The sequence below is a fragment of the Maridesulfovibrio sp. genome (genome assembly GCF_963676065.1).
Taxonomy (GTDB): Bacteria; Desulfobacterota; Desulfovibrionia; order Desulfovibrionales; family Desulfovibrionaceae; genus Maridesulfovibrio.
This window is the reverse complement of the sequence record NZ_OY780933.1, coordinates 2,672,460-2,698,401: the sequence shown is the minus strand read 5'-3', so window position 1 is coordinate 2,698,401 and position 25,942 is coordinate 2,672,460. Positions and strand designations below refer to the sequence as shown.

Annotated in this window: 24 protein-coding genes; 13 read left to right on the top strand and 11 right to left on the bottom strand. The window is 48.2% G+C overall.

Annotated elements, in window-relative coordinates:
- Positions 1 to 72: 72 nt before the first annotated feature.
- The 8 genes from yajC to glgP form a co-directional block, all read right to left on the bottom strand.
- A complete protein-coding gene (yajC, locus tag ACKU35_RS12055) occupies positions 73 to 423 on the bottom strand; it encodes a preprotein translocase subunit YajC (RefSeq protein WP_319759466.1) in 351 nt (116 codons plus the stop codon).
- Positions 424 to 468: 45 nt separating this feature from the next.
- Positions 469 to 1,221, bottom strand: a complete 753-nt coding sequence (locus ACKU35_RS12050) for a hypothetical protein (RefSeq protein WP_319759465.1) — start codon at positions 1,219 to 1,221, stop codon at positions 469 to 471.
- Complete coding sequence (locus ACKU35_RS12045) at positions 1,214 to 2,326, bottom strand: glutamine amidotransferase family protein (RefSeq protein WP_319759464.1); 1,113 nt, start codon at positions 2,324 to 2,326, stop codon at positions 1,214 to 1,216. The genes ACKU35_RS12050 and ACKU35_RS12045 overlap by 8 nt, the downstream gene beginning before the upstream one ends.
- 18 nt (positions 2,327 to 2,344) lie before the next feature.
- The gene (locus ACKU35_RS12040; protein WP_319759463.1) at positions 2,345 to 3,622 is read right to left on the bottom strand and encodes an FAD-dependent oxidoreductase; all 1,278 of its coding nucleotides are present in this window, start codon (positions 3,620 to 3,622) and stop codon (positions 2,345 to 2,347) included.
- A 3-nt stretch (positions 3,623 to 3,625) separates the two neighbouring features.
- The gene (locus tag ACKU35_RS12035) at positions 3,626 to 4,069 is read right to left on the bottom strand and encodes a 4Fe-4S dicluster domain-containing protein (RefSeq protein WP_319759462.1); all 444 of its coding nucleotides are present in this window, start codon (positions 4,067 to 4,069) and stop codon (positions 3,626 to 3,628) included.
- A complete protein-coding gene (locus tag ACKU35_RS12030; RefSeq protein WP_407944184.1) occupies positions 4,069 to 5,595 on the bottom strand; it encodes a glutamate synthase-related protein in 1,527 nt (508 codons plus the stop codon). Before ACKU35_RS12030 ends, ACKU35_RS12035 begins: the two co-directional genes overlap by 1 nt.
- Positions 5,596 to 5,688: 93 nt before the next feature.
- Positions 5,689 to 6,282, bottom strand: a complete 594-nt coding sequence (locus tag ACKU35_RS12025; protein WP_319759461.1) for a thermonuclease family protein — start codon at positions 6,280 to 6,282, stop codon at positions 5,689 to 5,691.
- A gap of 103 nt (positions 6,283 to 6,385) precedes the next feature.
- Positions 6,386 to 8,953, bottom strand: coding sequence for an alpha-glucan family phosphorylase (gene glgP, locus ACKU35_RS12020; RefSeq protein ID WP_319759460.1), 2,568 nt, complete (start codon positions 8,951 to 8,953; stop codon positions 6,386 to 6,388).
- A 207-nt stretch (positions 8,954 to 9,160) separates the two neighbouring features.
- On the opposite strand from glgP, the gene dut reads away from it, so the two are divergent.
- The 13 genes from dut (at position 9,161) to proC (ending at position 21,037) form a co-directional block, all read left to right on the top strand.
- Positions 9,161 to 9,634, top strand: a complete 474-nt coding sequence (gene dut / locus ACKU35_RS12015; protein ID WP_319759459.1) for a dUTP diphosphatase — start codon at positions 9,161 to 9,163, stop codon at positions 9,632 to 9,634.
- A gap of 24 nt (positions 9,635 to 9,658) precedes the next feature.
- Positions 9,659 to 10,861: an aspartate aminotransferase family protein gene (locus ACKU35_RS12010; protein WP_319759458.1), complete on the top strand. Its 1,203-nt coding sequence runs from the start codon at positions 9,659 to 9,661 to the stop codon at positions 10,859 to 10,861.
- A 104-nt stretch (positions 10,862 to 10,965) separates the two neighbouring features.
- Positions 10,966 to 11,175, top strand: coding sequence for a hypothetical protein (locus ACKU35_RS12005; RefSeq protein WP_319759457.1), 210 nt, complete (start codon positions 10,966 to 10,968; stop codon positions 11,173 to 11,175).
- Between the two features lie 131 nt (positions 11,176 to 11,306).
- Positions 11,307 to 12,167: a 50S ribosomal protein L11 methyltransferase gene (locus tag ACKU35_RS12000; protein WP_319759456.1), complete on the top strand. Its 861-nt coding sequence runs from the start codon at positions 11,307 to 11,309 to the stop codon at positions 12,165 to 12,167.
- 73 nt (positions 12,168 to 12,240) lie between these two features.
- Positions 12,241 to 12,900 (top strand): endonuclease III domain-containing protein, encoded by a 660-nt coding sequence (locus ACKU35_RS11995; RefSeq protein WP_319759455.1) that lies wholly within the window; start codon positions 12,241 to 12,243, stop codon positions 12,898 to 12,900.
- Between the two features lie 12 nt (positions 12,901 to 12,912).
- Positions 12,913 to 14,028: a peptidoglycan DD-metalloendopeptidase family protein gene (locus ACKU35_RS11990; protein WP_319759454.1), complete on the top strand. Its 1,116-nt coding sequence runs from the start codon at positions 12,913 to 12,915 to the stop codon at positions 14,026 to 14,028.
- A 49-nt stretch (positions 14,029 to 14,077) separates the two neighbouring features.
- Positions 14,078 to 15,355 carry a S41 family peptidase gene (locus ACKU35_RS11985; RefSeq protein ID WP_319759453.1) on the top strand — a complete coding sequence of 426 codons (1,278 nt, stop codon included), beginning with the start codon at positions 14,078 to 14,080 and terminating at the stop codon, positions 15,353 to 15,355.
- 12 nt (positions 15,356 to 15,367) lie between these two features.
- Positions 15,368 to 16,624, top strand: coding sequence for a divergent polysaccharide deacetylase family protein (locus ACKU35_RS11980; RefSeq protein ID WP_319759452.1), 1,257 nt, complete (start codon positions 15,368 to 15,370; stop codon positions 16,622 to 16,624).
- Between the two features lie 164 nt (positions 16,625 to 16,788).
- A complete protein-coding gene (locus tag ACKU35_RS11975; RefSeq protein WP_319759451.1) occupies positions 16,789 to 17,739 on the top strand; it encodes an ABC transporter substrate-binding protein in 951 nt (316 codons plus the stop codon).
- 291 nt (positions 17,740 to 18,030) lie between these two features.
- Entirely contained in the window at positions 18,031 to 18,933 is a 903-nt protein-coding gene (locus ACKU35_RS11970) for an ABC transporter permease subunit (RefSeq protein WP_319759450.1), read from the top strand.
- A complete protein-coding gene (locus tag ACKU35_RS11965; RefSeq protein ID WP_319759449.1) occupies positions 18,933 to 19,727 on the top strand; it encodes an ATP-binding cassette domain-containing protein in 795 nt (264 codons plus the stop codon). The genes ACKU35_RS11970 and ACKU35_RS11965 overlap by 1 nt, the downstream gene beginning before the upstream one ends.
- Positions 19,728 to 19,812: 85 nt before the next feature.
- Positions 19,813 to 20,232: a nucleoside-diphosphate kinase gene (gene ndk, locus ACKU35_RS11960; protein ID WP_319759448.1), complete on the top strand. Its 420-nt coding sequence runs from the start codon at positions 19,813 to 19,815 to the stop codon at positions 20,230 to 20,232.
- Between the two features lies 1 nt (position 20,233).
- Positions 20,234 to 21,037, top strand: a complete 804-nt coding sequence (gene proC, locus ACKU35_RS11955; protein ID WP_319759447.1) for a pyrroline-5-carboxylate reductase — start codon at positions 20,234 to 20,236, stop codon at positions 21,035 to 21,037.
- Positions 21,038 to 21,256: 219 nt separating this feature from the next.
- Here proC and cbiB read toward each other — a convergent pair whose 3' ends face one another.
- From cbiB to dnaG, 3 genes are all read right to left on the bottom strand, one after another.
- Positions 21,257 to 22,216, bottom strand: coding sequence for an adenosylcobinamide-phosphate synthase CbiB (gene cbiB / locus ACKU35_RS11950; protein WP_319759446.1), 960 nt, complete (start codon positions 22,214 to 22,216; stop codon positions 21,257 to 21,259).
- A gap of 211 nt (positions 22,217 to 22,427) precedes the next feature.
- Positions 22,428 to 24,185, bottom strand: coding sequence for an RNA polymerase sigma factor RpoD (gene rpoD / locus ACKU35_RS11945; protein ID WP_319759445.1), 1,758 nt, complete (start codon positions 24,183 to 24,185; stop codon positions 22,428 to 22,430).
- Positions 24,172 to 25,908 (bottom strand): DNA primase, encoded by a 1,737-nt coding sequence (gene dnaG, locus ACKU35_RS11940; protein WP_319759444.1) that lies wholly within the window; start codon positions 25,906 to 25,908, stop codon positions 24,172 to 24,174. Before dnaG ends, rpoD begins: the two co-directional genes overlap by 14 nt.
- Positions 25,909 to 25,942: the final 34 nt, after the last annotated feature.

The following is a 25,942-nucleotide window of genomic DNA, read 5'->3' as shown; positions in this document are numbered from 1 at the left end:
CTAAAAAGGCAAGCACTTACGGGCCAACCCGACAAGCGACTTGCCTTGATAGGCTTCACTACACCAAAAGGCTTATTTGCCTTTCTTTTCTTCTTTTTTAACAGGATTTGCGAGGTTGGAGACAAAAGATCTTTCAACCTTAACCTGTAAACCCTCAGCAAGCTCAACGGTCAGTTCATCGCCGTCAACAGCGGTAACACGACCATAAATACCACCTGCGGTAAGAACACGGTCCCCCCTCTGGATTGCATCCAGCATGGCTTTGTGCTCTTTGGCTTTTTTCTGCTGCGGTCTGATGAGCAAAAAATAGAAAATTGCGAACATGAGGATGAGAGGGAGAAAAGAACCGAGTGCGCCCATAGGTCCGCCCTGGGCCTGTTGTCCGGCAGCACCCATCGCGTGTGCGATATCTGCAAAAAACATTACGTCCTCCTGAAAAGACTGTGTACGAATAAAACAATCCGCCTATTACACGGGAACATACATATCCCCGTACGGACGGTGGGACCGGGGCAGAAGCTTCACAAAATCAGAAGCCATTATTTCAGCCGCATCCACACCGATTTCCTCTGAGTAATCCCGGACAATCCCGGCTATAGCCTCAAGATCGCCCTTATCCGCGGGTTCAACCATTATATCATGGCCGACCAGTCCCTCGGGAAGCTCGCCACGCACGTAGATTACTCCACCGTGCATCCCGGTTCCCAAGGACATTCCCGCCACGGGAGCATCTGGTTTACCAGAAAACATGCCAAGAAGTAAAATCACTCCTCCGGCCATATATTCGCCAAGAAAATCACCGGCTTTACCGCCGATGACTATCACAGGCTGCTGATCCATATATGACTTCATATGGATACCTACCCGATACCCGACATCGCCCTGAACGTAAATAGCCCCGCCACGCATCGCGTAACCCAGGACATCACCGGCAATTCCGTTGATGACAACAAGGCCGTCATCCATGGTATTTCCGGTACCATCCTGCACATTGCCGTTCACGACTATTTTCGGCCCCTTCATGAAGGCGGCCATATCCTGACCCGGAGTACCGTTGACTGTAAAGGTCAAATCACCTTTAAGAGCTGTTGCTATGTACCTTTGTCCGACAACATTGTCGAGAACGAATTCACATACTCCGCTACGGACATTATCACGCACCAGCTCATTGAGCCGGCGGTACCCCATTTCAGCAGCATCGATTTTAACGATTTCAGCCATTGCTGCACCCGTCCGCCTGAATTATGACCGGCTCTCCGGCCTTGGGCATCCAGACTTCGTCCAGATCACGGCAGACAAGCCGGATAGCGCTTTCCTCACTGGACATATAAACCCGGTCATCCTTTCTGGCAACAACAAGCGGGCGCAGCTTTATGCGGTCATTCAGACCCCACAAACTGTCCGCATCGGCCACCAGTATAGCGAACGGACCGTTCAGCATGGCACTTGCGTATGTGGTTCTAAGTGCCCTGTAAAGCTTTTTCTGTTTTACATCCATTTTTTCTATATCGTCCCAAAATGGGGGCGCGAAAACAGACGAAGCCAGTTCACGGCTCAAACCGTGCTTACGTACCAGTAAATCAATCAAATAAGCAACAACTTCCGTATCCGTATCCATAGTACATTCATAGCCATGGGTACAAAGGTATCGGCGATTTATCCCGTAGGACGAGATTTCACCGTTATGCACGATGGACCAATCCAGAATGGTAAACGGATGCGCTCCGCCCCACCAGCCTGGGGTGTTTGTCGGGAACCTGTTATGTCCCGTCCACAAGTATGCGGAGTATTCATCCAATCGATAAAATTCCGCAATATCTTCCGGGTAGCCCACGCCCTTGAATGCGCCCATATTCTTACCGCTGGAAAGCACAAAAGCCCCCGGCACTTCCTTATTTATTTTCATGACTACACCGACTATGTAGTCCTCTTCACTACCGCCGCTGAAGCGTGAATTTGGCCGCAGTTCCTTGGGGTAGACAAAAAAACGCCAAATTAGAGGCGGGTCCGGTATACTGAGCACTTTACGGGTTCTGATCGGTTCGGATTCATTTATATCAAAGAAAATTTTGATGATCTCTTCCGCTTTATCCAACGCATGATGATCGTCGCATAATAATTGAAAGCAGTACTTATCCGCCAGTTCCGGATATATTCCATAGGCTGCGAAACCTCCGCCGAGGCCGTTACCCCGGTCATGCATGCAGGCCATAGCCCTGATGGGAACATCTCCGGGAATGCATTCACGCCTTTTACTGATTACACCGAACACTCCGCAACCGGATATATCTTTCTCAAAATCATAATATTTTTCGGGAGCTTTCATAATGATGTCTCCTTAGATCTACTCACTGCCCGGATTCCATGCTTCATTAAAAAAATCATCCGGCCACATGAGAACATCCGGTTCACCTTCACTGAGTCTTTTGCGGGTATACTCGTCCACTTTGAATTTAAATTTGATAAAAGAAGTATACATTCCGGCAAAATCGATATCCCCTACAAGCACATAGCCTACCAACTTATCTTTTTTAAAAACAAGCTTGCGGTAGCTTTGCTTACGCTCATCGTAAAAAGTATAGATTTCATACTCGGAATTGGCGGGATCAGGATTGACCTCACCCACAGAGATTGTCGGCAGCCCAAAAAAACTGATTGAACTCATGGACATTGTTCCGGGATATCTTGATTTATTTCCGGCCATGTTACGCCCTGCGTAATATCCCTGTGTATAGGCATTAGACCAGACCGGTACGACCTTATCCTTATCAAAAACAACATCCCGTGCCTGTGCGACATCCCCGGCGGCGTAAATTCCATCTTTGCCGGTAAACATATTGTCGTCGACAAGAATACCCTTATCCACCGCGATTTCCGCCTGTTCGGCAAGCCTTGTCCTCGAAATCACCCCGATTGCGATTACGATGGCGTCCGCCTCGAGAAAACTATTATCGTCCAATAATATCCCACGCAGCCTGCCCTCGTTATCGCGCACAACCTTTTTGCCGCCTACCTTGCAGCGGACCAGCATCCCGGCATCTTCCACCCGGCGAGAAATCAATCCGGCGGCGTCAGTGTCGTAAGCAAGAGGCAAAATACGCTCTTCCTTCTCGACTACGGCCACATCAACACCACGGTTATAAAGCGATTCAGCAGCCTTAAGCCCGATCAAGCCGCCGCCGAGAACCACCGCCCGTTTTACTTTATTGACCGATTCAATCAGCCGGAAAGCATCCTTAGCAGCGGTAAAATTGTAAACATCATCCCCTTCAATCCCTTCAACCTTCGGTACATACGGTTTACCGCCGGTTGCCAGAAGAAGCTTATGATACGGAATTTTTTCACCTTCAGAGGTTAGTAATTCCCGCTCAGCAATATCAATTTTTTCAACACAGGTTGCCAGTCTAAGCGTAACATTCTTGCCCTTGTAATAATCATCCGCACGCATGGACAAACGTTCAGGATTGATCCGCCCGGCCAGCAGATATGAGGTTAGCGGTTTGCCATAGGCAGCGGTATTCTCGGCGCCGATAACAATGATAGGTGTCGCTCGGTCATATTTTCTAATACCGTCGATAGCTCCAAGTGAGGCGATGCCGTTACCTATAATGACGTATGCCATAACTCACCTCTCCTCGAACTTAAGAGCGCGGTTGGGGCAAGCTTCCACACAGGCCGGTCCGTTCTCTCTGCCTGCACAAAGGTCGCACTTGATTATTTTGCTGTTATATTTATCCAGCTGGATGGCCCCGTAAGGACATGCCATTATACAGGACCAACAGCCCACACATTTATCAGCTTCATAAATAGTTAGTCCGGTTTCATCATCTTTAATCAACGCTCCTGAGATACAGACCGCAACACATTCCGGTTCCCCGCAATGCCTGCAACTGACCGCCACACAGACATCACTGTTTTCAATAACCCGTTTACGTGAAATAAGCCCTTCGGCCCGTTCCTTCTTATAGGCAAGGACCAGATCCTTATCTGTGGAATGAGCCGTGAGGCAGGCCAGTTCACAGAGCTTACACCCCATGCAAAAATCTTTATCAGGATAAATACGTTTCATTATCTTCCCGCATGTTTAACGCCTAGAATATGCATTTCAGTCTCAGTCAATCCTACGGCTCTCAGCTTGTCCCTGTTGCCGCGCAGGCTTTCGATTGAATTCAGCCCCATACCGCCAAGCATTTCTTCTATCTCGTGAGACCAGCCGCGAACAAGATTAACCAGACGTTCCGCCGCGACTTCCGGATTCTGGCGTTTAGCAAGTTTCTTATCGTTGGTAGCGATGCCCCACGGACATTTTCCGGTATAGCAGCGTCCGCACATAGTACAGCCGACAGCGATCAAAGCGGCGGTTCCGATGTTAACAGCATCCGCGCCAAGGGCAATAGCCTTGATAACATCGGAGCTGCATCTGAATCCACCCCCGGCGATGATGGATGCCTTGGACCGGATGCCTTCATCACGCAATCTCTGATCAACTCCGGCAAGGGCCAATTCAATGGGAATCCCCACGTTATCCCGGGTCATAACCGGAGCCGCTCCGGTTCCGCCTTTCATTCCGTCAAGAGTCAGGATGTCCGCCCCGGCCCGAACCACGCCGGAGGCAATGGCCGCCACATTGTGAACCGCCGCGATTTTAACAGCTACAGGAACCCGGTATTCGGTGGCCTCCTTAAGCGCAAAAATCAACTGCAGGAGATCTTCAATTGAATAAATATCATGATGAGGAGCAGGGGAAATAGCATCAGACCCCGGAGGAATCATGCGGGTTTCGGAAATTTTAACGTCGATTTTTTCACCAGGCAGATGCCCGCCGATACCGGGCTTAGCGCCCTGACCCACTTTAATTTCAATACCGACTCCGGCGTTCAGGTAATCGCTATGCACTCCGAAACGACCGGAAGCCACCTGCACGATGGTCCACGGCCCATATTCATAGAGGGATTTGTGCAGTCCCCCTTCTCCGGTATTGTAGACTGTATTCAATTCTTTGGCCGCCATGGCCATAGCCGCGTGCAGATTATAATTAATCGCCCCGAAGGACATCCCCGCAAATGTAATCGGAGTGTCGAGCTCTATCTGAGGAGTCTGTTCTGTTTCAAGAGACGGAGTGCCGTTCCCGTCAAAGCTTACTTCCACCCGGTCCTGCTTTGCGCCGAGAAAGGTCTTCAACTCCATCGGTTCCCGCAAAGGATCAATGGACGGATTGGTCACCTGACTTGCGTCCAGAAGCAACCTATCCCAGTAAACAGGTATATCCACTGGACTTCCCATGCCGCCCAGCAGTACTCCGCCGCTTTCCGCCTGATTATAGATATTGCGTATAAATCCGGGACGCCACGTTGAATTGGGCCTGAAGTCCGCTTCATTTAGTCGGATGGTAAGAGCCGCGGTCGGACACATGGCCGCGCAACGATGACAGCCCACGCATTTACGGTTATCGTGGGCAACTTTTTCTCGCGCCTTATCCCAAAAATGAGCTTCGTATGAACACTGCCGTATACAGACTTTACAATCGATACACAGGGCCGGATCACGCATTATGCTAAACTCATGGAATGTGCCGGCAAATTTTCTAAATAGCACTTTCAGTCTCCCTTCTTCTGGCAAATCTCTTGCAGACCTTACAGCCAACAGACTGACGAAATCGAAAAATTAATATCCAAAAACAAAAACCGCCTATTTTACAACAAGCCAGAAATTAAAATGTCTTGCGGGTGAATAGCCGGCGTAAAACGCATCGCCCAGAGTGGAGAATTGTACCCTGTTTCTCCAACTGATCTTTTTTGCGTATCTATCACCGGGCAAAAAACAGCGATGGCTGTTTCTATTGCCCATCCACGGTTTATGAAAATTTTCGGTGTTAATGATCTTAGGCCAGAACCCTCTTTTTTCATTATATGCATTTCTCTGAGCACGGAGAAGCTGTTTCTGTATGCCTTGGTCATTTCCCTTATGATAATAACAAAAAGCGGCACCCTTACGAACCATGTATTCATTCACAAAAAGATCATCCAGATAAACCCAGCCGACTATCCGCTTGTAGCGATCCACACCTTTTCCGGCATACTCAATACGCACCTGTTTACCGAGAATCAATTTATTCAGCATACTTTTGGCATTACGGGCATAATACTGATCAGGCTTACCCTTGCGTCCTATCTCCGGGGTATCTATCCCGGCAATGCGCACATGCTTGTCATTTGCAAGGATAAAGGTATCGCCGTCTATCACATAACGAACTTCAGCCTCAAACGCCGAAGCTGTTGCCACGCAAAAAAACAGGCAGCAAAACAAAAAAAAGAAAACGGAGCCCGTAAGGGCCCCGCGTTTTGATTTAATTATATTAACCTTTCCTGTCGGCATACAGTTCCTTCTATTGTGCCCAATGAATCAATCCTAATGAATGCGGATCGAGCAGGAGCTTATGTCTAGGCAGTATGCGCACGGTATAACCGAATCTTCCGGCTTCCACGGGCATAACTTCACCCTGATAAACATGCCAGCCTGCTCCCATATCTTCTTCCTGAGACATAATCACAGTTTTGCGGCGGATGAATTTACCATCCTGTCCGACAGGTCCGGCATAAATCTCGACCTGCACATTTTCAGGTTCCAAACCGTTGAGAAAAACTTCCGCGCTGATAATGATAGGTTCCTCAACAAAAACATCAGTATGTACTTCCGAAGTTATGTTGCGGACCTTCAGGCTTGACCACTTGGTCATAAGTTCCATTCTCCACGCGGCCAGATCCTTGGCCCCCTGAAAGTCATTTTTATGCATGGTCTTATAATTATTGAACGCAGGCTGATAAGCCTTTTCAGTGTAATCTTCAACCATTCGATTGGCATTGAATTCCGGCCCCAGAGTTCCCAATGCCTTTTTCACCTTGGTAATCCAGTTGCGGGGAAGGCTGCCATGACCCCGGTCATAGAATTCGGGGATTATGTCATTTTCAAGCACCTTGTAAAGAGTCTGACTCTCCACGAAATCCTGATATTCATGATCTGAGTATTCTTCCCTGCGTCCGATAGCCCAGCCGAGACTGTTATCCGTCAGATAGGCTTCATCCCACCAGCCGTCGGGTGTACTGAACTGGAGGACTCCGTTGGCCATAGCTTTCATGCCGCTTGTTCCGCAGGCTTCAAGGGGACGCCGGGGAGTATTCAACCAGACATCACAACCCTGAACCATATAGTTGGCAATCTTCATATCGTAATCTTCAAGGAACACAAGACTCATACGGCATTCTTCACGGCGGCAGAACTGTATAAGATCCTGAATGAGCTTCTTGCCCTCATTGTCCTGAGGATGGGCCTTACCGGCAAAAATAAACTGCACCGGGTGCCTTGAATCAGAAATAATTTTGAGCAGACGCTCTTTATCCTTAAAAAGCAGCCCTGCGCGTTTGTAGGTCGCGAACCTACGCGCAAAACCTATAGTCAAAGCGCGAGGATCAAGCACTTCATCCGCAAGCTCAATTTCCTTACGACGCGCTCCGACATTCATCATCTGTTTACGCAGACGCTTACGTACAAAATCCACCAGACGCTCACGAAGCCGTTCGTGGGTCCGCCAGAGCTCTGCATCAGGAATATTATCAGTCTGCTTCCAGACTCTGGAACAATCCGGATCTTCCCGCCAGTTAGGACCTAGATAGCGGTCAAAAAGCAAAGAAAAATCAGTGGCAACCCATGTGGGCATATGCACACCATTGGTGATGGCCCCGATAGGAACATCCTCCACCGGATATTGCGGCCACACTTTCTGCCACATGTTCCTTGAAACATGTCCGTGCAGCTTGGACACACCATTATTGAAACGGGAAAGTTTCAATGCCAGCACTGTCATGCAGAACTGTTCCGCATCATCACGCGGATCTTCCCGGCCCAGAGAGAGAAATACCTTATAAGCAAGTCCCATAGTTTGAGCATAAGGCTCAAAATACGGCCGCATAAGTTCCGCAGGGAAACGGTCATTACCGGCAGGTACCGGAGTATGAGTGGTAAAAATACTGGAAGAGGCCACCATTTCCATAGCTGCTTCAAATGAAAGCCCGTGATCAGTCATGAAGACCCGGATGCGTTCCAATCCGGCAAAAGCGGAATGCCCTTCATTCATATGAATAACACTGGGCTCAAGACCGAGTTCATCAAGAGCCTTGACTCCTCCTATTCCGAGCAGGATTTCCTGCCAGAGCCGCATTTCAAGATCACCGCCATAAAGTCGTGCGGTAATATTACGGAAGTAAGACGGGTTTTCGGAAATATTGGTATCAAGCAGGTAAAGCGTCACCCGGCCCACCTCGACGCGCCAAACCTTTACATGAAGCGCTTCACCCTTGATATCAAGAGAGAATTTAACGTCCTTATCATCTTTATCTTTAGCGGGCTTTATGGACATCTCTTCAAAGTCATGACTCGGATAGAGCTCCTGCTGCCATCCGTCCTGAGTCATATACTGGCGAAAATAGCCATGCTGATAGCACAGTCCTATTCCGACCAGCGGAATATTCAAATCACTGGCTGACTTTAGATGGTCCCCGGCCAGAATACCAAGACCTCCGGAATATATAGGCAGGCTGAGGCCGATTCCATATTCCAAACTGAAGTAGGCAACTACAGGTTCACCTTTAGGTGCTCCTTCAAATTTGTAAGAGCAGCTTTCGCGGGAAAGATAATTTTTCTGAACTTTAACGGCCTCCTTGAGACGCTGGACAAAAAAATCATCGCTGGCAAGTTCCTCTAATTGCTGCTGGGGCAAACTGTTCAGGAATTTAACCGGATTCTGCTGGCATTCGCGCCAGAGCACATGATCGATAGAGGAAAAAATGCTGGCAATGTCACTATTCCAAACAAAAAGAAAGTTATACGCCAAGTCCCAAAGCTCTTTCAACTGGCTGGGTAGACGGGGAACGACGCTATAAACGCGAAGCGGCTGCATACTTATCTCCTTAAAATATTAATTCAACGCGGAATGATTACCCGAATGTATCAGAAACATGGAACCTTTCACACATCTTTTTATTCTTTGCCTTAATCGGGTTAACATTTCAAGACGGTTTGGCAATTATCTAGATAGAAAGTTGACACATTTGACTTACGGGAGCATTCTGCCCATTCAAAATATCATTTGTGCAAGGATAAAGAAATGAATTCCACCCAATCCAATCCAGTTGAAGTAAAAATTAAATTCCTCAGCGAAACTGCCCGCGAAGGCGGTCTGGACTATGCTACACCGAACTCTGCCGGAGTGGATCTGCGAGCCTGTATTAATGATGATTTCGTAGAAATTGAACCGGGCGGCAGATACGCATTTCCCGCCGGGATAGCCATTGAAATCACCTCACCGGGCATTGCAGGGTTTGTCTACTCCCGCAGCGGACTTGGAACAAAGGACGGACTGACCGTAAGTCAGGGAGTCGGTGTTATCGACCCTGATTACCGTGGTGAAATCAAAGTTTCCCTGCTCAATACATCGGATGAAAACCGACGAATTGAGCGCGGACAGCGCATAGCACAACTTGTTTTCATGCCATACTGCCATGCCCGGCTGACTCCCAGCGAAGAACTTTCCGACACAACCAGAGGTGCCGGGGGATTCGGGCATACCGGTAAAAATTAATTCCACACTGATAAAATATTCATCATGAGCAAACACGAAACATTAGTATCAGCTGAACAAAAATCCATCTGCAATACATATGGCAGATACCCCGTAAACGTATGCAAAGCCAAAGGTTCCAGACTGTGGGATCTTGACGGCAACGAATATATCGACCTGCTTTCGGGCATTTCCGTAGCCAACATCGGCCACTGCCGTGAGGATCTCGCGGACGTTATGGCCAAACAGGCCCGCAAGCTGGTACAGGTCAGCAACCTCTTCTATCAGGAAGAACAGGTGGAACTGGCTGAAAAACTCACTGCTACCTGCAAAGCTGATAAAGTCTTTTTCGCCAACTCCGGTGCAGAAGCCAATGAGGCCGCCATTAAACTGGCCAGAAGATATATGCGCACAGTAAAAGAAAGAGATGCGTATGAAATCATAACCCTTGAAGGTTCTTTCCATGGCCGGACCCTAGCCACCCTGACCGCGACCGGACAATCCGGACCGATCAAAGACGGATTCGCTCCCCTGCCTGAAGGATTTAAATATGTCCCAGCAGGTGATGTGGAAGCTCTCAGAGCAACCATCAGTGACAAGACTGCAGCGGTTATGATCGAGATGGTTCAGGGTGAAGGCGGCATTAAACCTCTGCCGGAAGAATACGTTAAAGCTGTAACCGAGCTTGTCAAAGAAAAGGACATCCTTCTTATTGTTGATGAAGTGCAGTCCGGCCTGTGCAGGACCGGCAAATGGTGGGCTCACCAGCATTACGGTGTAACCCCGCACATTTTCACTTCCGCCAAAGCGCTTGCCAACGGCCTGCCCATGGGAGCGATGCTGGCAACCAAAGAAGTGGCTAAAGGATTCACTCCCGGCAGCCATGCCACAACATTCGGAGGAGGAGCACTGGTCTCAAAAGTCGCATCCAAGGTCATTGACATCATGAATGATGAAAAACTTGACCTGCGTGCCGCCGAGCTTGGTGAATTTTTTAAAGCCGAAGCCGGCAAGATTCAGGGAAAATTCCCCGATAAAATCAAATCCGTGCGCGGACTCGGTCTGATGCTCGGCATTGAATTAAACTTTGACGGAACTGAAATTTTTACTGAACTGCGTAATAAAGGTTTCATTCTGAACCTGACCAAAGGAACAATCCTCAGGCTGCTTCCTGCCCTGACAATAGACAGGGAAGACCTTGTGGCTTTCCTGAAAGCCTTTGAGGAACTACTGGCGAAACAGGCTTAGCTTGACCGCAAGGCAATGCGGACTTATCTTCAGATAGAGTAAACGTGAAAGTTTCGGAGAAGCTTAAACAAGCTGTACGGATTTAAGTCTACGAGGATTTATCTATGGATAACATCTCACTTGCCACGCCTGTTGAAGGCGGCGTTCAGGATACCGGTATTGAGACTTGGCTGCCCACAGAAAGGCCCGATGCCGCGCCGGATGGAATTGATGTGCCTACCCTGCACCAGCATGATGCGGAGCAGCAGAGAATCACAGACAACGCCATCCACAGCCTGACCGGAAAAGGAAACCTCATAGACCGCATTATTTAACGAATATTAGATAAATAAACTCCAAAAGCCCAAATACTAGCTTTAGTACTTGGGCTTTTTCATGTACTGATATTCCGAAAACAATAAACGCTATCAAACGTTAGAACCAGATTTAATATAAGGAATAAATAATGCCAGAACTGCTCAGAATTCAATTCACCCTTTCCGAACAGGAAAGCGACGAATGTCAGGTTTATCTCGGAGCACGTGTTCCCCACGGCTGGGAAGAAAAGCCTCTTGACGACGATTCCATATTCTACACCATCCATCTGGAAGATCATCCGCTGGGCATGGAGATAGTAGATGAGATAAAATCCCGCTGGCCGCATGCAGGATGTGTCGGTGAAGACATCAAAGACGAGAACTGGGGACTTGCGTGGAAAGATTATTTCGAGCCCATAACCTGCGGACAATTCGAGATACTGCCTCCGTGGTTACTGGAACAGAAAACTGCTGGTAAAGAGCATATCATAATCGAACCGAAAATGGCCTTCGGCACCGGCAGCCACCCGACTACCGCCCTCTGTCTGGACCTGATCAGCAAGCTTGCGGATGAAGGCAGAATCAATGCCGATATGGAATTTTTCGATCTCGGCACCGGGTCAGCAATCCTCGCCATTGCGCTCGCAAAGCTGGGACTCAAAGGAGTAGGAGTGGACATCGACCCGCAGTCCATTGTCTGCGCTCAGGAAAACATTGATAACAACAGCGTGGACGGCATCCTGCTTTCCGTAGGCAGTGCCGACAGCATCGATCCGACCCTCAAATATGAACTGGTTGTAGCAAACATTCTCTCCGGACCGCTCATTGAGCTCTGCCCTGATGTTACCGCCCGACTAAAGGATAATTCCATCCTCATCCTTTCCGGAATTCTCGTGGAACAGGCTGAAAAAGTCGCTGACACATACATTGAAGCGGGACTGCCCGCACCGGAAATCTTCACCATGGGTGAATGGGCAGGACTCCTCTGGCGTGATATAAGCGTTGATTAAAAATCTCTCCGATAAACAGATGGGAAAACTTTTTAACGGACTTCGCATGCAGCGGATTTAAACAGTCTTTTTAATGAATAGAGAGCAAACATTATACAAATACTACAAAGCCCTTTCGGAAAGATTGGGGCCGTGCCACTGGTGGCCGGGTGAAAGCCCGTTCGAGATCGCCCTGGGAGCTATTCTGGTTCAGAATACCAACTGGGCAAACGTGGAAAAAGCCATTGATAATCTCAGAAAAAACGACGGGCTGACTCCGCATGGTTTGCGTCAATTTTCCATGCAGGAATTGCAGGAGATGATCCGGCCTTCCGGTTTTTTCCGCATGAAGGCGATGAGGATTGCAAATTTTCTCGATTTCTTAGACGCTAACTCGGCAGAGTGTATCACGGACCTGCAGGAAACAGACACCTACGAACTGCGCGAGAAACTGTTGGCAGTCAACGGAATCGGCCCGGAAACAGCTGATTCAATTTTACTCTACGCTTTGAACAAAGCCGTATTTGTGGTCGACGCCTATACCCGCAGGATTTTCAATCGTCACATGCTGGTCCATGAGGATATAGACTATCATGAATTACAGGAGTATTTCATGGATGTGCTTGATCCTGATGTAGAGCTGTACAATGAATTTCATGCCCTGATTGTAAGAACAGCCAAAGAATGGTGTAAAAAAAACAACCCGGACTGCGAAAACTGTCCTCTGGGTAAATTTCTGGAAAACAGACTTTAGCTTATGCACCGAATGGTCACAAAAACCCACCTGCTAACCGTCATTTTAGCACTGCTGATGCTGTGCGGAGCGGTCTGTGCTTCTGCTGAATCTAAAGTGGATACACTGAAAAATGAAATTCAGGACACGCGACAGACTGTTAAACATCAGAAAAAGGAACTGCTAAAGCTCACCCGTGAAGAACGCAGCATGTTCGGTGAACTCGCCGCCATTGAAGACCGCATTAGCGACGTAGAAAAAGATCTTTTCCAGCAGGAAGACGATCTTGCGGGAATTATGGAAGATGAAAAGGCCGCAAAAACGGATCAACGGGTTCTTGAAGACGAGCTGGATGAAATTGTCACCAGACTGAAGTTGATGCTGGCCAGAATATGGCCGGTCCACTCCCGCAAGCTGGAAAATAGATTCGGCTCCCTTGATAACTGGAAACAGGCTGACCGGAATTTTGTATGGCTGGCATCTCTTTATAAAGATACCAAAACAGAGCTGGACAAAGCAGAGAAAAAGGCTGACGAAATCAATGCCAATCTTGAAGTTCAGAAAGATTTACGTTTGAAGGTTGAGGCTAAACTGGCTGAAATCAACGGGACCAAAGACAGTCTGCTCAAAGACAAACTCAGTCTACTTTCCGGTATTAAAAGTATCCGTGCTCTTAAGATCAGCAGAGAGCAGGAACTGAAAGGTCTGCTTGAAACAATCAACAAACTGAATTACAAACTCAAGATCCTGACCAGCAAAAAAATTGCTAATTTTAAAAGGTCCTTACCTCGTCCGTGTGCGGGGGACATCAAAATTCGGTTCAACCCCTCCGCCAAACCGCCTGTGCGCGGAATTGGAATTAAAACGAACGGAAACGTTGATGTAAAATCAATTTTCTGGGGTAAGGTTGTACATAACGATACCCTCAGGGGATTCGGACGTGTTGTGATTATATATCACGGTTACAACTATTACTCCCTTTATGCCTATCTGGCCGAAAGTTTCGTAAAAACAGGTCAGGAAGTCGAAAAGGATGAAATTATCGGTAAAACAGGGTATTACCCTAAACTGAAAGATACGGGCCTCTATTTTGAATTGCGTTTTCATCAGAAACCCGTTAATCCGCAAAAATGGCTTGCACGAGATTAATGTATAATAACTTAAGCAAGATACAGCACCCACCACGCTGGAGGAACACATGAGAAAAACATTGTGGATGATTGCAATTATATCCCTTTTTGTAATCTCCGTAGCACCGGAACCAACACAAGCAGTAGATACGGACCGTTTTGAACCCTTACGCAGATTTTCACAGGTTCTGGATCTGGTGGAGCACAATTACGTAAACCCCATTTCCCGCAAAGAACTTGTAGATGATGCGGTAAAGGGTATGCTGGAACAGCTCGATCCGCATTCAACTTTTCTTTCCACTGACGATTTCAAAGAAATGCAGGAATCCACAAGCGGTGAATTCAGCGGCATCGGTATTGAAATCAGCATGGAAAAAGGACGCTTGACCGTTATCTCCCCCATCGAGGATACCCCTGCTTATAAAGCGGGCCTCAAAGCCGGAGACCTGATCCTCGAAATTAACGGTGAATCCACCCAGTCTATTTCCCTGATGGAATCTGTAAGCAAGATCCGGGGTAAACGCGGAACAGACGTGATTCTGACCATCCTGCACAAGGATGCCACCAAACCCGAAAAAATTACCATAACCCGCGACACAATTCCCATCATCAGTGCCAAGAGTCAGGAACTTGAAGACGGAATTCTCTATCTGCGCCTTACCAGATTCAACGAGAACACTACCCGTGAAATGCACAAGGCGTTACGCGAATACAGAAAAAATCACACACTCAAAGGTGTGGTACTTGACCTGCGCAACAACCCCGGCGGATTGCTCACACAGGCCGTTTCAGTTGCCGACACCTTCCTTGACGACGGATTGATCGTTTATATTGAAGGGCGCAGCAAAGCCAGCCGCAAGGACTTCATGGCCACAGCAGATGCAACAGATGTAAAGGTCCCGGTAGTAACCCTGATCAACGCAGGTTCCGCATCGGCATCAGAAATTGTTGCAGGTGCGCTTAAGGACCATAACCGCGCGCTTCTGCTCGGCGAACGCACTTTCGGTAAAGGCTCAGTGCAGACCATCATCCCCATGGCTGACGGTTCCGGCATCAAGCTGACCACCGCCCTTTACTACACACCGAGCGGACGCTCCATTCAGGCCGAAGGAATCGATCCGGACATCATTTACCCCTTTGTTCCCCCGGTTGTAGACAAAGATCAGGATGATCGTTTCATCCTGCGCGAAAAAGACCTCAGCCGTCACCTGGAGAACAATGGTAAAGACAAGAAAAACGCTAAAGAACAAGATAATAAAGCCAAAAAAATGCTTGAAAGAGACAACCAGCTCAGACTGGGCCTGCAGATGGTAAAGCAGCTTCCCCGCCTGAAGGAAATCAAGTAAAGGTCTAGCGAAGTGGATCAGAACAATCCAGAACAGAATGAACTGCCCGAAATCCCGGAAAAGACTCCGGGATTTCGGGCTTACCTTTCAAAACCTGTTGCCATTGCAGCCCTTACAGTTGCTCTGGCTGCAAGCATATGTCTTATCATCGCACTGATGGTTTCGGATTCTCCGGACAAGAACGCATCTTTGCAGGTTGCCGAAACTGAAGCGGTAGCAGCCTCCCCCGCTCCCCTTTACGAAGAACCGATGGAAGACGATATCGACGATAAGGTTAAATTAATCGATCTTAGCCTGATCAACACCCTTAAAGCCGCTAAAATTTCCATGAGCGATCTGCGTCTGGAGGATGTATCCCTTAAAAAACATCAGGGGCACGACTACCACTTCCAGCAGCTCAGTTTTCCCGTCAGCGGTGATAAGAAAAAGTTTATAGCTAATGTGCAGAAGGCTCTGGAATCAACCGCTCTTAATGCCAGTATGCATGAAGTCGCGGCCGACAGCTGGATCATAAGTATAAACGGTGTACCGACCCATAAATTTTCAATCTTGACACCGAAGGTAAAAGCGCAGAAGCCAGCCCCGGTAAAGCTTGATCCCAACGCACCGAAGATAGCGATCATAATTGACGATATGGGCGAAGACCTGCGGCTTGCCAAAGGTTTGGCAGCATTGGATGCGAAAATTACTTTTTCGATCTGGCCTAACAGTTCCCATGCGAAAAAGACCATCGCCATTGCCCGCAACAGCGGTAATGAAATCATGATCCACCTGCCTATGGAACCCAAGGGATACCCAAAAATAAATCCCGGTAAAGATGCGCTCCTGATAAACATGGACGCCGAATCTATAAGGGAAAAGACCCTTGTCGCGATCGCGAAAGTACCCGGAGCCACAGGGCTGAACAATCACATGGGTTCCCGTTTTACTGAATTTTACACCGGAATGAAGGTGGTCATGAACCAGTTGAACAAGAGACATCTTTTCTTTCTGGACAGCCGGACCACCCCGAAAAGTGCCGGTCGCAAGGCTGCCGCCAAGGCAGGGGTAACCTTCTACGAACGAAACATTTTCCTTGATAATGTAAAGGACGTGGGAGCAATCAAATACCAACTTTCCAAAACCGCTAAAATAGCTCGTAAAAGAGGGCAGGCCATTGCTATCGGCCACCCTAATCATGAGACACTCAAAGCTATCCGCCAATGGGTAGCTGAAAACAGGGGCAAGATCAGAGTTGTTCCCGTAAGTTCTTTACGGCCCAAAATCTGAGCCTTGCTACATGCTTTAGGCCGCTGTTTTTTTGAAAGGCCGAAACAACAGACTTCGGCTATGACAATGGATATAAAATAATTTTGATCCTTTCTTGACTTACTAGTCAAATTAAAGGCAAGTTTACTTTACTTAAATAATTTTCAATAAAGGGTAGTATCGGGATGAAAAAAATCCTCCTATTTCTCGTGTTGCTGTTCATGGTTACAGTTCCTGTAATCCACTCCGCCCAGACTCATACTGTCTCTATTTCCCAGATTGTTGAACATCCGTCCCTTGATGCCATGAGGGAAGGCTTCAAAGATCGCCTGAAAGAGGCCGGCTTTGATATAATTTTCAATGAACATATCGCTCAAGGTAATCAGGCCACCAACATTCAGATTGCCAACCAGATAAAGGGCGAAAATCCTGATCTGGTGCTGGCCATCACCACTCCCTCTTCACAGGCAGTGGCTCAAAAAATTAAAGATATCCCTATCCTTTTCACCGGCGTAACCGACCCCGTGGCTGCTGGGCTGGTAAAAAGCCTCATGCTGCCCGGTAAAAACATAACCGGTATGACAGACATGAGCCCGGTTCTGCGACAGGTGGAACTGATTAAGGAATTCATGCCTGAAGTAAAAAGCATCGGCACCATTTACAATGCAGGGGAAGCCAACTCCATAGTACTTACTACCCTGCTCAAAGAAATCTGCAAAGATTTCGGGATTAAGGTTGAGGAAGCCTCCATCGCCAATTCAAGCGGTGTTTATCAGGCAGCAAAGAGCCTTGTGGGAAAATGTGACGCCATATACATCCCGCTCGATAACACTGTTGTTTCCGGCCTTGAGGCTGTAATCAAAGTATGCCGACAGAACAAAATCCCCCTCTTTTCAGCAGATACCGACTCGGTTCAGCGCGGAACAGTGGCCGCTCTGGCGGTGGATTACTACCGTATGGGCCAGCAGACCGCAGACATGGCTGCCCGCATTATCGGCGGCAAGGCCAACCCTGCTGATATGCCTGTTGAAACACTCCAGAACCTGCGCCTATTCGTAAATGAAAAGGCTGCCGCCCAGATGGATATTAAAATCCCCAGAGAGGTTCTGGAACGGGCTGATAAGATCATTAAATAGTTCTTTAAACGAGACCAAAACTTAAAAGGCGCGGAATATTCCGCGCCTTTTTTATGCCATCAGTTTGTGAAAATAAGCCTATTTGCCCTTGTAAAACCGCTATGTTTTGATTTACATAATGCTTCGGCGTCCTGCTTGTGGTGTTTTGTATACAACACACTGGAATATAAAGTTTTACCACCTCGTTCGCCCTTTTTTACTCAATAATTATAAATTAAGGCCATGGAAAATTACCCCGAATAAGTATTGTTCGGCCTTTCCTGCGCCGCTGCCAAAGGCTATTCAAGAATTATGATTAGTTTATACGCTTTTATGGGAGCCATTGAACAGGGCACAGCCTTCGGACTTATGGTTTTAGGTGTCTACCTGACCTTTCGGGTGCTGGATTTTCCAGACCTTACGGTGGACGGCAGTCTGCCGCTTGGCGCAGCAGTATCAGCGGTAGCCATCAGTAACGGGTATCATCCGCTGGTGGGCATGGCCATGGCTGTAGGGGCCGGATTCCTCGCTGGAGCAGTAACCGGAATATTAAATACAAAGTTTAAGATTCTGCATCTGCTGGCCTCCATCCTGACAATGATCTCACTATATTCCATCAATATCCGTATCATGGGCAGGCCGAACATAACCCTGCTCGGTCAAGACACCCTCATCGACCAATTCATTGACCTGAGCGGACTCGCGCCGCAATTTTCCACTCCCATACTTTTCGCCATCATTTCAGCGCTTACCCTGCTGGTTCTGATCTGGTTTTTAAAAACATCTTTCGGACTGGCGATGCTTGCCACAGGTGATAACCCCAAAATGATCACCAGCCTTGGGGTTAACCGGGATCTGATGATTATCTTCGGAGTAGGACTTTCAAACGGTATGGTGGCCCTCTCAGGAGCTCTGGTGGCCCAGAATCAGGGGGCCGCAGATGTGAATATGGGCATCGGCACCATTATTGCCGGGCTGGCATCGGTTATTATCGGTGAAACACTTTTCGGCAAACCGAATGTCACCCGGGCGATGCTGTCCGCAGTGCTCGGGTCCGTGGTCTACCGCATCGCCATCGCGCTGGCACTGGGAGTACGCCTCGGTGATTTTGCATTCACCCCGAGCGATCTGAACTTGGTAACAGCCGCGCTGGTTGTAATTGCGCTGGTTTCTCCGCAAATTAAATCCGGACTGCTCAAGAGGAGGGTTGCATAATGCTGAAAGTTGAAAAAGCAGCCAAGACCTTTAATCCGGACAGTGTAAACGAAGTACAGGCTCTAAACGGCGTGGATATCAATGTTAATGCCGGTGAATTCGTAACCGTTATCGGCTCCAACGGTGCCGGGAAATCCACATTTCTCAACTCAATAGCCGGTACTTTCCTGCTCAGCAGCGGAAAAATAACCATTGCGGATAAAGATGTCACCAGATGGCCGGAACATAAACGGGCCGCTAATCTGGGGCGCGTATTTCAGGACCCCCTGCTCGGTACCTGCGGATCACTTTCCATTGAACAGAACATGGCACTGGCGCTCAAACGAGGCAAACGCAGAGGGCTTGGGCTGGGCGTAAAAAAACGCGATCGGCAACTGTTTCAAGAACAACTCGCTACCCTCGGTCTGGGGCTTGAAAAAAGGCTGGCAGATAAAGTTGGATTACTGTCCGGTGGTCAAAGACAGGCTTTAACTATGCTCATGGCAACAATGACAAGGCCGGACATTTTATTACTGGACGAGCATACAGCCGCACTTGACCCCAAGACAGGACGCAAAATTCTTGATATAACCGACGCCGTTGTGCGCCGCGATAAGCTGACTACGCTTATGGTTACCCACAACATGAATCAAGCCATTAATATGGGTGATCGATTAATCATGTTCCATCAGGGCATGATAATTCTGGATATTTCCGGGAAGGAAAAGAAGGGGCTGAAAGTGGAAGATCTGCTGGATCGATTCTACTCCCTTCGCGGCGAGGATGTAGCCACGGACAGGATGCTTTTTTCCTGACCAGGCAGCATAAACTTCCCGTTCAGGGTGAAACCTGAAAAATGCGAAAATCCGCAAAAAAGAATACACTTGGAGGACTTAAACAATGAGCGAACTTACTTTTTCCATCATCAAGCCCGATGCAGTTAAAGCCGGTAAAATCGGCGATATCATGAAAATGATCTCTGACGCAGGTCTGAAGATCAAGGCAACCAAGATGATCCATATGACTCAGACACAGGCTGAAGGTTTTTACGCTGTTCATAAAGAACGTCCCTTCTTCGGCGAACTGGTTGAGTTCATGATTTCCGGTCCCTGTGTTGTTTCCGTACTTGAAGGCGAAGACGCCATCAAACGTTACCGCGACCTCATGGGAGCCACTAACCCCAATGAAGCAGCAGAAGGTACCATCCGCAAGGCTTTCGGCGCAGGAATCGAAGCAAACGCTTGTCACGGTTCCGATGCTCCCGAAACTGCAGCTATCGAAGTACCCTACTTCTTCAGCAACCTCGAAATGGTAAACTAACATGACAAAAAAAGTTGGATTTATCGGCACAGGCAATATGGGCGCCGCCATAATTAAAGGAATGGCTGGCGACGACAGCATAACCCTTCTTGGTTCCGACCTTAATAAAACGGCGCTGAACGCCCTTGCTGAAGAGACCGGGCTAATTCAATGTGAGACTGCCCGCGATCTTGCCAAGGAATCCGACTTCATTGTGCTGGCGGTAAAACCTCAGCACGCTCCCGCTGTTCTGGAAGAGATTGCACCGGAATTGAACGAATCCAAATGCATCATTTCCATCGCTGCCGGATTGACAGTGCAAAAGCTGAAAGATTCCTGCGAAAACCGCTGCCCTGTTGTCCGGGTTATGCCCAACACTCCTGCACTGGTTAATGCCGGTGTATTCGCGGTTTGCCTCGACGACAATCATTTGACCGATGCACAGGCAAACTTTACCCGTGAGATTTTTACTCCGCTCGGAGATGTGTACGTGCTAGCCGAAAGCCAGTTCGACACCTTCACCGGCGTAATAGGTTCCGGCCCCGCTTATGTCTTCTACTTCATTGAAGCCATGATCGAATCCGCGGTTGAGTTGGGATTGCCCAGAGAACCGGCCACCGCAATGGTTCAGAAGCTTTTTGAAGGCTCCACCAAGCTGGCACAGGAAAGCAAATTCCATGTCAGCCAGCTGCGCGAGATGGTCACATCTCCAGCAGGTACTACTGTTGAAGCTCTGGTGCATCTGGACCGCACTGCCACCCGTGCCAACATAATTGACGCGGTTCGCAAAAGCTATGAACGCAGCATAGAACTCGGGAAAAAATAGAAATGCCTACCGGCAGCCCCTACATGGTTGTCCGACTGTCTTTATCCATTAGACGTGTAAAGATTTGGGCTGAGCTGATTTGGTAAGGCATACATATTAAAGAATAAAAAGGGAGACTTGATCAACTCAAGTCTCCCTTTTTTATATGGCGAACAAAAAACCGGAATCCCGCCACAGCGGAATTCCGGATCATATTCAGCTTGATGGCTGATTGAATTTCTAGTGAACTGCTCCGGCAGCCCAGACCAGTACAAAATAGATATCAAGAAGTACTGCGGAAAAAATGGCAGTGCTTAATACAAGTGTGCCGAGTCTTTTCAGCTTAAGGGAAGTCCATTCACCTGACTCGGGGCCAAGAACAGGCTTTTCCTTCTCTTCTCCAAAATAAACGGCCTTACCGCCCATAGGAGCACCAAGCAGCCATGCTGCGGGAGCCATGGCCCAGCCAGCGTTGGGGCTTTCAGTCTTGTTGGCATCGTTGAGGAGATTATCATAAGCGGATCTCCAATCATACTTGAGCATACGACCGGCGAGAAGCATCATGAATCCGGTGATTCGTGCGGGAATAAAAGCAAGAATATCATCAGCTTTTGCTGCATAACAGCCAAAATCTTTATATTCTTCGTTCTTGTAACCCCACATGGAATCCATGGTGGAGATAGTCTTGTAAACCCACATACCGGCAGGTCCGGTAACAACAAGATAAAAGAAAGGAGCAACAAAACCGTCGTTAATGTTTTCGCTTGTGGATTCAGCAAGTGCCTTGCGCAGGCCGTTTTCATCCAGCTCGGAAACATCACGACTAACCAATTCGGCAATTGCGCTGCGTGCATCTTCGATTCTTCCGCTATCAAGCAGGGAAGCTGCATTCTTGTGCTCAGCAAGCAGAGAACCGAGAGCAAGACCTGCATAAGCAAGGTACAAAGCTATCAGCACACCGAGAAAGGGAATTGCCAGAAAAATCTTAAGCACACTCCAAACAACTATCGCGAAGCCCAATACACCTACGCCGCCCATAATTTTACGGGACATGCCGGTGGAATAAACCCAGTTTTTATACTTGTCCAAAGCCATTCCGATGCAACGAACGGGATGGGGAAACCACTTGGGATCTCCCAAAGCGAGATCAAGGACAAGTGCGATAATAGGAACGAGAAACAAAACAGTAGAATTATCCATTAGATATTCATCCTCAAATCTTAAAGCGTTTCGGCCGGAGATATTAAATCCGGCACACAGGGACAGCCGGGGGACGAAACCTCACTACTCCACCCTCGTCACAAGGGCAATAAAGACCCCGCGTCCGATCCTTCCCACAGAACCGGGCACTTGCTGCGCTTTCCATCATATAAAAAAGCGGCACGGACAACAATCCGTACCGCTTTCATAACTAATTTTCGTAATAGGAACGTAAGAGTGCGCTACGCACAGGATGCCTCAGCTTTCTCAGAGCCTTGGCTTCGATCTGTCTGATACGCTCACGAGTAACGTTAAACAGCTTACCTACTTCCTCAAGGGTATGGTCTGATTTCTCACCGATACCGAACCGCTTGCGCAGAACCTGCTCTTCGCGGGGAGTAAGATCGGAAAGGACAGTCGCAATCTGCTCACCGAGCTTGGTGCTGACCACCTCTTCGGCAGGCGCTGTAGCCTTTTTATCTTCAATAAAATCGCCTAAACTCGAATCCTCTTCATCACCGATAGGTGTTTCAAGGGAAATGGGTTCTTTGGCAATTTTGAGAACTTTTTTAACTTTTTCCAGCGGATAATCCATACGTTCAGCAATTTCTTCCGGGGAAGGATCGCGTCCCAGCTCCTGCACAAGGTAGCGGGAAGTACGGATCAGCTTGTTGATTGTTTCAATCATATGAACTGGAATACGGATGGTACGTGCCTGATCCGCGATAGCGCGGGTGATAGCCTGCCTGATCCACCATGTCGCATATGTTGAGAACTTATAACCACGCTGGTATTCGAACTTATCAACCGCTTTCATCAGGCCGATGTTACCTTCCTGAATCAAATCGAGAAACTGCAATCCGCGGTTGGTGTATTTTTTGGCAATGGAAACAACCAGACGCAGGTTGGCGCGAATAAGTTCCTGCTTGGCCCGCATTGCGCTGCGGTTACCATGCTTGATGCGCCAAAGAACTTCTTCAAGGTCGTACACATTGTGACAGCATTTATCCTGCAGGCGAACAAGAATTTCCATTTTACCGGAAATCATTTCCTTAAAGGAAAAAAGTTCGTCTACGGTCATGCCCAGTTCATCAGAAGCGGCAACAGGGTTGATTTCTCGATCATCAATCTGTTTGAAAAGATCTTTAATCTCCTGCTGGGTTTTCCCGGTGGAGAGAATGTAGGCGGAAAGGTCGCGCTGGCAGTTATGCATCTGCCGAACGTAATCGCCCACGGTTTCGATGATCTGGTCAATCAGGGTTTTTTCGATCTTGATGTCGCGCAGTCGCTCAACGATATCCTGCTTGTAATCAATAATCTCTTTCTGCTGTTTTGCCACTTTCTTATCAAGACGGGCACAATCATCAAGCTTGCTGTAAAGGCTCTTCTTTTTCTCGTAGAGCTTTTTGACTTCATCAAGCAGGAAGATAACGCGTTGACGCTGATTCATCTCGTCTTCGCTGGGATCGTCTTCCTCGATGGTTTTAACAACGTCCTTCAACTTGATGCGGGATTCGTCAAGATCTTCACCAACACCGATCAGTTCTTCAATTGCAACCGGAATCTCAACCAGCGCGTAAAGAACTTCCATTTCCCCGTTTTCAATCTTCTTGGCAATGACAACCTCGCCCTCACGGTCCAGAAGACCTACCGCGCCCATTTCACGCAGATACATGCGCACCGGATCGGTAGAACGGGAAACGTAATCTACGCTTTCCTCTTCACTTTCTGTAAGGTTGATTCCTTCATCGCTATCCACCCCGGCATCCATAATTTTTTTGCCGTCTTCAGGTGTATTGACGATCGCAATGTTCAACTGGTCGAAAATCTTGATTACATCATCAAGCTGATCAGCCTTGTTAAACTCGGCAGGCAGAGCCTTGCCCAACTGTTCAAAGGTCAGAAAACCTTGTTTCTTACCCTCGGAAATCAGAGTTTTAATCGCCTGAATATCCTTAATGTTGCTCATCATCCCTCCATACAGAGTCGTTCAGGACTTTGAGGTACGCGTTTACGCGTTCGGTATCGCCTTGAGCCTGAGCACGGCGCAAGGCATCGGTGAGCTTTTTTCGGCCCATATCGTACCGCCGCCGGGCAATAACCTTACAAACATGTCGCCATTCATCTTCCAGTTCCTCACCGGACAGAGCCTTCTCCATCCGACAACCGGCATAGAATCGTTTTTCAGAATCATCGAGTAACGGGATAATGTCCTGCCCGCTGTGAGCCGCTATTTTAGACCACAGTGTTTTGCCCCAGTGCGAGGTCAGGACCTGAGCTACTCCCCTTTCCGATAATTCGACAACATATTCAGGATGCTTTACCGCATACCTCAAGAAATATTTATCATCTTTAACCTGTCCCCCGACCGGGTCCGCAGTGCGAGGCTGTTCTGCACGAACATTACTCTGCTGCTGGACCGGTGCATTCAGGGCACCGGAAAAAACCGACCTTAATTCAGCTTCAGCCACACCCAGGCCGGTCGCGACCTTGGGCAGATAAAACGCACGTAACGAAGCACTGGTCATCCTTTTCAAAAATCCCTGTGCCCATTCCATAACTTCACGCGGGGAATATCCCGCCTGCAATGTTTCCAAACTAAAAGCCAGACCGTCACGGGCCTGATCCAGAAATACCTGAAATCCTTCAGCCCCGCGGTCCTGTAGAATGCTGTCCACATCCTCGCCGTCGGGAAGGAGAACGACACCGCAGGAAACTCCCTGCGTAAGAATCATTTCAGCACTACGCAGGGCTGCTTTAAGTCCGGCAGCATCACCATCAAAAACAAGATCAATTCTCGAACAAAAACCGGAAAGTCGTTTGACCTGATCCGGAGTCAATGCCGTCCCCAGCACCCCGCATGAATTTGTATATCCGAACTGGTGCAGGGAAAGAACATCCATGTACCCTTCGGTCAGCAGGGCCCGCTTAGTCCGGGCAATAGAGTTGCGTGCAGTGGAAAGACCATACAGGTGCTCCCCCTTTTTGTAGATAGGGGTATCACTGCTGTTTAAATACTTTGGTTCTCCATCTGTAATTATTCTTCCGCCAAAAGCAATAACCCTGCCCGATAAATTTGTTATGGGAAAGATCAGTCTTGCACGAAAACGGTCATAGGTTCGTCCCTTGGCGTTCTGGGAAAGCAGCCCGGATTTAACACCCTGCTCTGCTGAATAACCTTTGGAAATTAAAAACTTTTCCAATCCCTGCCAATCATCGGTACTACACCCGAGACCGAAAGATTCGACAACAGAGGGATCCATCCCCCTGCCTTCGATATATTTTCGGGCTTCACGCCCTTCCGGAAGCTTAAGCATTCGGCTGAAATATTTTGCCGCATGCTCATGCATATCCATAAAAACTTTACGTTCAGAACTTCTTTTAGCCGCCTGAGGATCAACTTTGCCCGGGGTAAGCTCCACCCCGGCTTCAGCTGCGAGCTGTTCCAAAGCATCCTTGAATTCCACCCCGTTGATGTGGGAATAAAAATCAAAAATATCCCCGGAAGCCTGACAACCAAAACAATAAAAAAAACCTTCTTCGCTGTTTACGCTGAAAGAAGCACTTTTTTCATTATGAAAAGGACAAAGTCCCATCCAGCGTCCGGACACAGGTTTCAGTTCCACATACCTGCGTACGATATCGACAATGTCAAGACGGTCTTTGATAGCTTCTATGGCAGCTCTATCCAAAAGTTCCTCCGTAACACCGTCTAAACATCACTAA

Excerpts from the sequence above, each read along its gene's own strand:
- yajC (WP_319759466.1), bottom strand. The coding sequence starts at position 423 with ATGTTTTTTGCAGATATCGCACACGCGATGGGTGCTGCCGGACAACAG.
- ACKU35_RS12050 (WP_319759465.1), bottom strand. The coding sequence starts at position 1,221 with ATGGCTGAAATCGTTAAAATCGATGCTGCTGAAATGGGGTACCGCCGG.
- ACKU35_RS12045 (WP_319759464.1), bottom strand. The coding sequence starts at position 2,326 with ATGAAAGCTCCCGAAAAATATTATGATTTTGAGAAAGATATATCCGGT.
- ACKU35_RS12040 (WP_319759463.1), bottom strand. The coding sequence starts at position 3,622 with ATGGCATACGTCATTATAGGTAACGGCATCGCCTCACTTGGAGCTATC.
- ACKU35_RS12035 (WP_319759462.1), bottom strand. The coding sequence starts at position 4,069 with ATGAAACGTATTTATCCTGATAAAGATTTTTGCATGGGGTGTAAGCTC.
- glgP (WP_319759460.1), bottom strand. The coding sequence starts at position 8,953 with ATGCAGCCGCTTCGCGTTTATAGCGTCGTTCCCCGTCTACCCAGCCAG.
- dut (WP_319759459.1), top strand. The coding sequence starts at position 9,161 with ATGAATTCCACCCAATCCAATCCAGTTGAAGTAAAAATTAAATTCCTC.
- ACKU35_RS12010 (WP_319759458.1), top strand. The coding sequence starts at position 9,659 with ATGAGCAAACACGAAACATTAGTATCAGCTGAACAAAAATCCATCTGC.
- ACKU35_RS12005 (WP_319759457.1), top strand. The coding sequence starts at position 10,966 with ATGGATAACATCTCACTTGCCACGCCTGTTGAAGGCGGCGTTCAGGAT.
- ACKU35_RS12000 (WP_319759456.1), top strand. The coding sequence starts at position 11,307 with ATGCCAGAACTGCTCAGAATTCAATTCACCCTTTCCGAACAGGAAAGC.
- ACKU35_RS11995 (WP_319759455.1), top strand. The coding sequence starts at position 12,241 with ATGAATAGAGAGCAAACATTATACAAATACTACAAAGCCCTTTCGGAA.
- ACKU35_RS11990 (WP_319759454.1), top strand. The coding sequence starts at position 12,913 with ATGGTCACAAAAACCCACCTGCTAACCGTCATTTTAGCACTGCTGATG.
- ACKU35_RS11985 (WP_319759453.1), top strand. The coding sequence starts at position 14,078 with ATGAGAAAAACATTGTGGATGATTGCAATTATATCCCTTTTTGTAATC.
- ACKU35_RS11975 (WP_319759451.1), top strand. The coding sequence starts at position 16,789 with ATGAAAAAAATCCTCCTATTTCTCGTGTTGCTGTTCATGGTTACAGTT.
- ACKU35_RS11970 (WP_319759450.1), top strand. The coding sequence starts at position 18,031 with ATGATTAGTTTATACGCTTTTATGGGAGCCATTGAACAGGGCACAGCC.
- ACKU35_RS11965 (WP_319759449.1), top strand. The coding sequence starts at position 18,933 with ATGCTGAAAGTTGAAAAAGCAGCCAAGACCTTTAATCCGGACAGTGTA.
- ndk (WP_319759448.1), top strand. The coding sequence starts at position 19,813 with ATGAGCGAACTTACTTTTTCCATCATCAAGCCCGATGCAGTTAAAGCC.
- proC (WP_319759447.1), top strand. The coding sequence starts at position 20,234 with ATGACAAAAAAAGTTGGATTTATCGGCACAGGCAATATGGGCGCCGCC.
- cbiB (WP_319759446.1), bottom strand. The coding sequence starts at position 22,216 with ATGGATAATTCTACTGTTTTGTTTCTCGTTCCTATTATCGCACTTGTC.
- rpoD (WP_319759445.1), bottom strand. The coding sequence starts at position 24,185 with ATGAGCAACATTAAGGATATTCAGGCGATTAAAACTCTGATTTCCGAG.